The sequence below is a fragment of the Pseudoxanthomonas sp. Root65 genome (assembly GCF_001427635.1).
Lineage (GTDB): Bacteria > Pseudomonadota > Gammaproteobacteria > Xanthomonadales > Xanthomonadaceae > Pseudoxanthomonas_A.
In genome coordinates this window covers 1,119,507-1,128,576 of record NZ_LMHA01000001.1, presented here as the reverse complement: position 1 = coordinate 1,128,576, position 9,070 = coordinate 1,119,507, and the positions used below count along the sequence as shown (strand labels likewise).

The following is a 9,070-nucleotide window of genomic DNA, read 5'->3' as shown; positions in this document are numbered from 1 at the left end:
CCGCATCCACCGGGCGGTGACGGCAGTCGCGGAATCCCCGCGTGAAGACGATCTCCGGCCCGCGTCTGCGGCATGCGCGCGTTGTGCCGGATCAATGCAACTTGCCGCGCCATGTGCCCGGGGGCTACCATTTAACGGTTTTCCGCAGCCCGGAGCGCGTGGCGGGCGACATGATCGAAGTGGTGCCGTCATCGTGGGACGGGCACGGCGCGCAGCTCAGGCTGCGGCCGCCGCGGGCGCTGACGCGCCGCCAGTTCGTGATGTTGTTCGGGGCGCTTTCGGGTGCGATGTGGATCGTCGCCATGCTGGGCTGGTGGGGAGGCAATGCCTTCGCGCCGGCTTTTGCATTGCTCCATTCGGCCATCGTGGCCACGGCGCTGCGCGTGCTGTGGCGCAGCGGCGAGCGGGGCGAGGAGATCCGCATCGGTCCCGACGCGGTGGAGGTGACCACCTCCGGCGCCGGGGTCGTGTTCCGGGCGCACCCGTACTGGGTCCGCCTGGGCATCGAGCGGGGAGGCGAAAGGATTTCGCTGGCATCCAGCGGCAGGCAGGTCCGGGTGGGCGACTTCCTTGGACCGGCCGAGCGCCGGGAGCTGGCGGACACGTTGCAGGATTTACTGGCGGCCGCGAGTGGCCGCAACCGATGACGCATTGGGGTCTAGGCAATGACGCAAGTGAATGGGATGTGGAAGCGGTTGGTGACGGCGTGCACGCTGCTGGCGATGCCGGCGCTGGCCTGGGCGCAGTCGGCGGATCCGAAGCCGTGGCAGCTGAACATGGGCAAGGGCGTCACCGCGTCCTCGCAGCATGCCTACGACGCGCACATGATCGCGCTGTGGGTCTGCATCGTGATCGGCCTGATCGTGTTCGGCGCGATGGGCTACGCGATGTTCAAGTTCCGCCACTCCAAGGGTGCGGTGGCCGCGCAGTTCAGCCACAACACCACCGCCGAGATCATCTGGACCGTCATCCCGGTGCTGATCCTGGTGGTCATGGCCTGGCCGGCGACCGCCAAGCTGATCGCCATGTACGACACCCGCGATGCCGAGATGACCGTCAAGGTCACCGGCTACCAGTGGATGTGGAAGTACGAATACCTGGGTGAGGACGTGTCCTTCACCAGCCGCCTGGACCGCGAGTCCGACCGCCTGCGCCAGAACAAGAAGGCCACGCAGGAAGAGATCAAGGCGCACCCGCACTACCTGCTCGACGTCGACAACCAGCTGGTGCTGCCGACCGACACCAAGATCCGCTTCGTGATCACCGCCGACGACGTCATCCACGCGTGGTGGGTGCCGGCGCTGGGCTGGAAGCAGGACGCCATCCCGGGCATCGTCAACGAGGCCTGGACCGACATCAAGGAACCGGGCATCTACCGCGGCCAGTGCGCCGAGCTGTGCGGCAAGGACCACGGCTTCATGCCGATCGTGGTGAAGGCGGTGCCGAAGGCCGAGTTCGCGCAGTGGCTGGCCTCGAAGAAGCCGGCCCCGGTCGCCGAACCCGCGCCGACCGCGCCCGCTGCGGAGGCCGCTCCGGCCGACGCGGCCGCGACGCCGGCGGTCGACGCCGCCCCCACCGCCGAGACCCCCGCGCCGTCGGCGCAGGGCTGATCGATCGTCCGCTTTAGCTGCAAGAGAGCAAGCACATGGCCAACTCCACCGTCGCCCACGACTCCCATCATGACGGGCACGACGATCATCACGGTCACCAGCAGGGCTTCATCGACCGGTGGTTCTTCTCCACGAACCACAAGGACATCGGTACCCTCTACCTGATCTTCAGCTTCATCATGTTCATCATCGGCGCGGGCATGTCGGTGATCATCCGTGCCGAGCTGATGGTGCCGGGCCTGCAGCTGGTCAGCCCCGAGTTCTTCAACCAGATGACCACGGTGCATGCGCTGGTCATGATCTTCGGCGGCGTGATGCCGGCGTTCGTCGGCCTGGCCAACTGGATGATCCCGCTGCAGGTCGGCGCGCCGGACATGGCGCTGCCGCGCATGAACAACTGGTCCTTCTGGATCATGCCGTTCGCGTTCACCCTGCTGCTGATGTCGCTGTTCCTGCCGGGCGGCGCGCCCGCCGGTGGCTGGACGCTGTATCCGCCGCTGTCGCTGCAGGGCGGCTACAACGTCGCGTTCACCATCTTCGCGATCCACATGATGGGCATCAGCTCGATCATGGGCGCCATCAACATCATCGCCACCGTGCTGAACATGCGCGCGCCGGGCATCGACCTCCTGAAGATGCCGATCTTCTGCTGGACCTGGCTGATCACCGCGTTCCTGCTGATCGCGGTGATGCCGGTGCTGGCGGGCGCGGTGACCATGCTGCTGACCGACAAGTTCTTCGGTACCAGCTTCTTCAACGCGGCCGGCGGCGGCGACCCGGTGATGTACCAGCACATCTTCTGGTTCTTCGGTCACCCCGAGGTCTACATCATGATCCTGCCGGCGTTCGGCGTGGTGTCGGAAATCATCCCGACCTTCAGCCGCAAGCCGCTGTTCGGCTACCAGGCCATGGTGTACGCGACCGCCTCGATCGCCTTCCTGTCGTTCATTGTGTGGGCGCACCACATGTTCACGGTGGGCATGCCGCTGGGCGGCGAGATCTACTTCATGTTCGCCACCATGCTGATCGCGATCCCGACCGGCGTGAAGGTGTTCAACTGGGTCAGCACGATGTGGAAGGGCTCGCTGTCCTTCGAGACGCCGATGCTGTGGGCCGTGGGCTTCGTCATCCTGTTCACCATCGGCGGTTTCTCCGGCCTGATGCTGGCGATCGTGCCGGCGGACTTCCAGTACCACGACACCTACTTCGTGGTGGCGCACTTCCACTACGTGCTGGTGACCGGCGCGCTGTTCTCCATCATCGCCGCCACCTACTACTGGTGGCCGAAGTGGACCGGCCGCATGTACAACGAGTTCTGGGGCAAGTTCCACTTCTGGTGGACCATCGTGTTCGTCAACCTGCTGTTCTTCCCGCAGCACTTCCTGGGCCTGGCCGGCATGCCGCGCCGCATCCCGGACTACAACCCGGTGTTCGCGGACTGGAACCTGATCAGCTCGATCGGCGCGTTCGGCATGTTCGTCACGCCCTTCATGATGGCGGCGATCCTGTGGGCCTCGCTGCGCAACGGCAAGAAGGCCGAAGCGCGCGCCTGGGAAAACGCCCGCGGCCTGGAGTGGACCGTGCCGTCGCCGGCGCCGCACCACACCTTCACCACGCCGCCGGTCATCAAGGACGGCGACCTGGCGCACGGCGACGTGACGCACTGAGACGCCTGAGCGCCTTCGCATGAACGTGCCCGCCTTCACCCCCGAAGAACTCGCGCGCCGCCGCAGGGCGGTGCTGCGGACGGCGTGGGTGATCGGCGGCATCGCCTTCGCGATCTTCGCGGCCTTCATCGGCCGCGCGGTGCTGAGCGCATGACGGCCGCCAAGTCCAACTCGGCGGGCCTGTTCAAGCTGGTCGGCGTGGCGATGGCGGTGTTCGTGCTGACGTTCTCGCTGGTGCCGCTGTACCGCATCGCCTGCGAGAAGGTGTTCGGCATCCGCCTGGAGCAGGGTCCCGGGCAGGCGGCAGCCGTCGCGGCCGCCAAGGCCGTGCGCACCGTCACCGTGCAGTTCGACGGCGGCGTGAACTCCAAGCTGCCGTGGGCGTTCAAGCCGGAACAGCTGACCATGCAGGTGGTGCCCGGCGAGCTGTACGAGGCCAAGTATTTCGCCCGCAACGACAGCGACAAGGCCGTGGTCGGCAGCGCGGTGCCGTCGGTCGCGCCGGCGCGCGCGTCGGGCTACTTCACCAAGACCGAGTGTTTCTGCTTCACCGCCCAGACCCTGCAGGCCGGCGAGAGCCGCGACATGCCGGTCCGCTTCATCGTGGACCAGGACCTGCCGGCGGAAGTGAAGACCATCACCCTGTCGTATACCTTCTTCAAGAACGACGCCCTGACCGCGCAGATCGGCACGGGCACGGCGTCGCCTTCGCCGCTCGCGGCACCCTGACTTCGCCTTAGCAACCGGAAGCATCGCCATGGCAAACGCCCCATCGCCAGACGCCAACGTCTACTTCGTGCCGCACAGTTCCAAGTGGCCGTTCGTGGGCTCCATCGCCATGTTCATCACCATGATCGGCGTGGCCAGCTGGCTCAACGATCTGTCGTTCGGCATGTGGACGTTCTACGCCGGCGTCGCCGCCCTGTGCGCCACGCTGTTCATGTGGTTCGGCGACGTGATCCGCGAATCGGTGAGCGGCCAGTACAACCGCCAGGTGGACGTGTCGTTCCGCATGGGCATGGTGTGGTTCATCTTCTCGGAAGTGATGTTCTTCGCCGCCTTCTTCGGCGCGCTGTTCTACGCCCGCACGCTGGCGCTGCCGTGGCTGGGTGGCGAGGGCGATGGCGTGATGACCAACAGCCTGCTGTGGGAAGGCTTCTCGGCGGCATGGCCGAGCGCCGGTCCGGGCCAGGTGGGCGGTCAGTTCCAGACCATCCCCGCCTGGGGCCTGCCGCTGCTCAACACGCTGATCCTGCTCACCTCGGGCGTGACCATCACCATCGCGCACCATGCGCTGAAGGCCGGCAACCGCAGCCAGCTGCTGATCTGGCTGGGCGCCACCGTGCTGCTGGGTTGCGTGTTCCTGTTCTTCCAGGTCGAGGAATACATCCACGCCTACAAGGAACTGAACCTGACCCTCGGCTCCGGCATCTACGGCTCCACGTTCTTCATGCTGACCGGCTTCCACGGCCTGCACGTGACGCTGGGTACGATCATGCTGGCGATCATCTGGTTCCGCTGCGCCAAGGGCCACTTCACCAAGAACGACCACTTCGGCTTCGAGGCCGTGGCGTGGTACTGGCACTTCGTCGACGTGGTGTGGCTGGGCCTGTTCCTGTTCGTCTACGTGGTGTAAGGCCGGGATTGGGATTCGGGATTGGTGATTCGCAAGTGCGAATCCCGGGTACAGAAAGAAAGAGCGACGGTCGCCCGTCGCTCTTTGCTTTTTTACGAATCCCGAATTCCCGATCCCGCCCGGCGTCAGCCGGGATTGACCCCATGCGGCTGGATCCAGCCCATCTTGATGGCCAGTACCACCAGCAGGATCAGGCCCACCGACAGCGCGATGCGGCGGGTCAGGGCATTGACCGTACGCTTGCTCTCGCCCTTGTCCACCAGCATGTAGTACAGGCCCGCGCCCAGGTTCCAGACGATGAGGATGAGGAAGGCGATGATCAGCAGGGTTTTCAGCGAATCGTTCATGGTGTCCTCGAGGGGACCGGGGCGGTGAGGGGCGCATTATCGCCCCAGCGGCGTGAGCCGATGGTGGGTGCGACATTCGGACGCAGTCCGTGAGCCGGCGCATGCCGCTGCCGATCGGCTGGACCCTGGCCGTGCTGGCGATGTCGCTGTTCGGCAGCCTGGCGGCGTGGCAGTGGGGTCGGGCGGAACAGAAGGAAGCGATGCTGGCTGAGACCGCGCGCGTACTGGCCGAACGCCGGGCGCAGCCGCTGGCCTCGGCCGGCGACGCCGCGCGCGCGCAGACCTACGACTGGGCCGCCGGCGACGGCGAATTCCTGCCGGCCCCGGCCATCCTGCTCGACAACCAGACGCGCGACCGCCAGCCCGGCGTGCGCGTCTTTCGCGTCTTCCAGCCCGTCGACGGCGCCCCCCTGCTGGTGGAGCTGGGCTGGCTGCCGGTCCCGGGCAACCGCGCGATGCCGACCGTGGCGCCGGTGACGGGCCGCCAGCACCTGTCGGGACTGCTGGTGCCGCCGCCGTCGGAAGGCATCGCGCAGGCAGCGCCCGCGGAGCAGGCCGATGGCAGTCTGCTGGTGATCGCGCTGCAGCCGGATGAACTGGCGCAGGCACTGGAACTGCCGACGTTGGCGCCCCGCCTGCTGAAGCTGGATCCGGACCAGCCGCTGGGCTATGCCCGCGACCTCGATGTCCTGCCCAACACGCTGCCGCCGGAGCGCCATATCGGCTACGCGGTGCAGTGGTTCGGACTGGCCGGTGCGGTGCTGGTCACCGCGCTGCTGCTGACCTGGCGCAGCCGGCGAGGTGCGCGGAACGGTCGCTGAGCGGCCACGGGTCAGGCACTAAGTCCCGTAACCCCGTTCGTGGTGAGCCTGTCGAACCACGCGCTCTGCGCTGGATCGGCATGTCACGATTCCCTTGCCTTGCCCTCGAAAGGCGTGGTTCGACAGGCACACCACGAACGAAACCCCGCCGTCATGCCTCCCGATGGGAGTCCGGTCGGGTCGCCATAGCGGCAATGATCGTCCGGGCGTGAGAAAATGCACGCATGGACCCCAAACCATTCGATCCCGCCCAGCGGCGTCGCGGGCGGTGGATGCTCGTCGGCCTGTTCGCCCTGTTCTTCGGCACCGTGTTCGGCGCTGGCATCCTGCGTTTCTCGGGCTGGCAGCCGGCCACGCACAAGAACCATGGCGTCATGCTGCAACCGCCGGTGGACGCACGCGACCTCTCGCTGTCGCTCGCCGAGGGCGGCCGCTACGACTGGACGCCCGCCGAGCGCCGCTGGCGCATCGTCGCCGCGCCGTCGCCGGGCTGCGCGCAGGCCTGCACAGCGCTCGCGCAGGACCTGGACAAGGTCTGGCAGCTGTTCGGCCACAACGCCGACGAAGTCGACATCCTCTGGATCGGCGACTACCCGGCCGACGCGCCCCGCCACGCGGCATTGCGCCAGGTGCGTGCCGACGATCCGCTGCGCGCGCGCCTGCCGCAGGTGGACGACGCGGCGGGCACGCCGGTCTACGTGATCGACCCCCACGGCTTCATCATCCTGCGCTATGCCCCGGGCTTCGATCCCGGTGGCCTGCGCACGGATGTGTCCAAGCTGATCAAGCTCATCTGAGCCCTCGCCCGACCTGCAGACGATGATGAACTCCGTAGCGCGTCCTGTCATTTACCGGCATTTCCACCGCATCGCCTGGCTGGCGGTCGCACTGACGCTGTGCGTGGTGGTGTTCGGCGCCTTCGTGCGCCTGTCCGACGCCGGCCTGAGCTGCCCCGACTGGCCGACCTGCTACGGTCGCGCCGCGTGGCCGAAGGCGATGGATGAGGCCGCGTCCCACGTCGCCAGTGAGATCCGTCCGTTCGAGACGCACAAGGCGTGGCGCGAACAGGTCCACCGCCACATCGCCGCCGTGTTGGGCGTGCTGGTGCTGGTACTGGCGTTGCTGGCGGCGCGCCGCCGCCGCTGGGGCATCGCGCAGATCCTCGTCGCCGCCGGTCTGGTCGGTGCGGCGATTCCGCTGTACATGCATGGCGAACACGTGCAGGCGTCGGTGCTGGCGATCATCGGCGAAGCGATCCTGCTGTTCGCCGCATTGCGCTGGACGAACATCGACCTGGCGCGCGCGGGCGCGCTGACGCTGGCGGTGATCATCTTCCAGGCGCTGCTGGGCATGTGGACGGTGACGTGGCTGCTGAAACCGATCGTGGTGATGGGCCACCTGCTCGGCGGCCTGACCACGTTCTCGTTGCTGGTGTGGATGGCGTGGCGCGCCACCGACCGGCCGATCCGGCTGGCCGACGCCATCGTGCTGCGGCGCTGGCTGATCGGTGGCCTGGCATTGCTGGGTATCCAGATCGCGCTGGGCGGCTGGGTCAGTGCGAACTACGCGGCGCTGGCGTGCGGCCTGGATTTCCCCAAGTGCGTGGGCCAGTGGGCGCCGCCGGCGGACTTCCGCGAGGGCTTCGTGCTGTGGCGGGGGATCGGCGTGGATTACGAGGGCGGCGTGCTCGATGGCGCGGCGCGCATCGCGATCCAGCTGGCCCACCGCGTCATGGCGGTGGTGGTGGCGCTGTACGTGCTGGCGCTGGCGCTTCGTCTGTTCCGCACGCCGGGCATGCGCAGCTGGTCTCTGACGCTGGTCGTGCTGATCGTCGCCCAGGTCACGCTGGGCATCCTCAACGTCAAGCTCAACCTGCCGCTGCCGGTGGCCGTGGCGCACAACGCCGGCGCGGTGCTGCTGCTGTTCACCCTGGTGTCGCTGACCGCACGCCTGCGCAGGCCGGACTGATGGCCTCGACGTTCCGCCAATACTGGGACCTGACCAAGCCGCGGGTCGTGGCGCTGATCGTGTTCACCGCGATCGTCGGCATGTTCCTCGCCATCGACGGCCTGCCCGATGGCGCCGAGTTGCTGCGCGGTGCGCTCGGCTTCCTCGGCATCTGGTTGGCCGCGTCCAGTGCCGCCGCGATCAACCAGCTGCTCGACGCGCGCATCGACGCCAAGATGGCGCGCACCTCGTGGCGCCCGCTGGTGCAGGGCCAGCTCAAGCCGTGGCAGGCGCTCGCGTTCGCGCTGGTGCTCGCGGCGCTGTCGATGACGGTGCTGGTGGTGTGGGTCAACACGATCACCGCGATTCTGACCTTCGCTTCGCTGATCGGCTACGCGGTGATCTACACCGTGTTCCTCAAGCGCGCCACGCCGCAGAACATCGTCATCGGCGGCATCGCCGGCGCCGCGCCGCCGCTGTTGGGCTGGGCCACGATGACAGGCATGACCGGCGAGTGGGACTGGCCGCATGCGCTGCTGCTGGTGCTGATCATCTTCGTCTGGACGCCGCCGCACTTCTGGGCGCTGGCGATCTTCCGCCGCGAGGACTACGCCCGCGCGCTGGTGCCGATGCTGCCGGTGACGCACGGCGTGACCTACACGCGCTGGCAGATCCTGTTTTACACGGTGCTGCTGGTCGAAGTGACGGTGTTGCCGGTGGTGTTCGGCATGAGCGGCTTCTTCTATCTGGGCGGCGCGCTGGTGCTCGGCGCGGTGTTCCTCTGGTACGCATGGCGCCTGCTGGATCCGCCGGACGAGTTCTTCCCGATGCGCGTGTTCAACTACTCCATCGTCTACCTGATGGCGCTGTTCGCCTTCCTGCTGGTGGACCACTGGGTGACGCCGCTGCTGCGGCCGGCGGCTTCGGTGGCTGGCATCGAGTTCGTGCCGGCAGGTTAACTGTTGGCTTTTGTGGGAGCGACGTCAGTCGCGATGCCGAAGACAGATAATCCGCGGCGATAGAGAGATCCGGTCAAGAGCGA

The 9,070-nt window shown here is 67.2% G+C and carries 11 protein-coding genes; 10 read left to right on the top strand and 1 reads right to left on the bottom strand.

Features of this window, described 5'->3' with window-relative positions; genetic code table 11:
* Window positions 1–170: 170 nt before the first annotated feature.
* Genes ASD77_RS04940 through ASD77_RS04920 form a run of 6 tightly spaced genes read left to right on the top strand, consistent with a single transcriptional unit; the run spans window position 171 to window position 4,913 of the window.
* On the top strand, window positions 171–647 hold the full coding sequence (locus ASD77_RS04940) for a DUF2244 domain-containing protein (protein WP_055941066.1): 477 nt from the start codon (window positions 171–173) through the stop codon (window positions 645–647).
* A gap of 18 nt (window positions 648–665) precedes the next feature.
* Window positions 666–1,610, top strand: coding sequence for a cytochrome c oxidase subunit II (gene coxB, locus ASD77_RS04935; protein WP_055938157.1), 945 nt, complete (start codon window positions 666–668; stop codon window positions 1,608–1,610).
* A gap of 35 nt (window positions 1,611–1,645) precedes the next feature.
* Complete coding sequence (ctaD, locus tag ASD77_RS04930; protein WP_055938154.1) at window positions 1,646–3,277, top strand: cytochrome c oxidase subunit I; 1,632 nt, start codon at window positions 1,646–1,648, stop codon at window positions 3,275–3,277.
* A 19-nt stretch (window positions 3,278–3,296) separates the two neighbouring features.
* On the top strand, window positions 3,297–3,431 hold the full coding sequence (locus ASD77_RS18595; protein WP_268793362.1) for a hypothetical protein: 135 nt from the start codon (window positions 3,297–3,299) through the stop codon (window positions 3,429–3,431).
* Window positions 3,428–4,006 (top strand): cytochrome c oxidase assembly protein, encoded by a 579-nt coding sequence (locus tag ASD77_RS04925; RefSeq protein WP_055938151.1) that lies wholly within the window; start codon window positions 3,428–3,430, stop codon window positions 4,004–4,006. The genes ASD77_RS18595 and ASD77_RS04925 overlap by 4 nt, the downstream gene beginning before the upstream one ends.
* 28 nt (window positions 4,007–4,034) lie before the next feature.
* Complete coding sequence (locus tag ASD77_RS04920) at window positions 4,035–4,913, top strand: cytochrome c oxidase subunit 3 (RefSeq protein WP_055938148.1); 879 nt, start codon at window positions 4,035–4,037, stop codon at window positions 4,911–4,913.
* Window positions 4,914–5,038: 125 nt separating this feature from the next.
* On the opposite strand, the gene ASD77_RS04915 is transcribed toward ASD77_RS04920, so the two are convergent.
* Window positions 5,039–5,260, bottom strand: a complete 222-nt coding sequence (locus ASD77_RS04915; RefSeq protein ID WP_055938145.1) for a twin transmembrane helix small protein — start codon at window positions 5,258–5,260, stop codon at window positions 5,039–5,041.
* Window positions 5,261–5,361: 101 nt separating this feature from the next.
* Here ASD77_RS04915 and ASD77_RS04910 point away from each other — a divergent pair, with 101 nt between their 5' ends.
* The 4 genes from ASD77_RS04910 to cyoE all read left to right on the top strand — a co-directional run bounded on the left by ASD77_RS04910 (window position 5,362) and on the right by cyoE (window position 8,987).
* Window positions 5,362–6,081 carry an SURF1 family protein gene (locus tag ASD77_RS04910; protein WP_055938142.1) on the top strand — a complete coding sequence of 240 codons (720 nt, stop codon included), beginning with the start codon at window positions 5,362–5,364 and terminating at the stop codon, window positions 6,079–6,081.
* Window positions 6,082–6,305: 224 nt separating this feature from the next.
* Window positions 6,306–6,878, top strand: a complete 573-nt coding sequence (locus tag ASD77_RS04905; RefSeq protein ID WP_055938139.1) for a hypothetical protein — start codon at window positions 6,306–6,308, stop codon at window positions 6,876–6,878.
* A 25-nt stretch (window positions 6,879–6,903) separates the two neighbouring features.
* Window positions 6,904–8,049, top strand: a complete 1,146-nt coding sequence (locus ASD77_RS04900; protein ID WP_055941063.1) for a COX15/CtaA family protein — start codon at window positions 6,904–6,906, stop codon at window positions 8,047–8,049.
* On the top strand, window positions 8,049–8,987 hold the full coding sequence (gene cyoE, locus ASD77_RS04895; protein ID WP_055938136.1) for a heme o synthase: 939 nt from the start codon (window positions 8,049–8,051) through the stop codon (window positions 8,985–8,987). Before ASD77_RS04900 ends, cyoE begins: the two co-directional genes overlap by 1 nt.
* The last annotated feature ends 83 nt before the right edge of the window (window positions 8,988–9,070 follow it).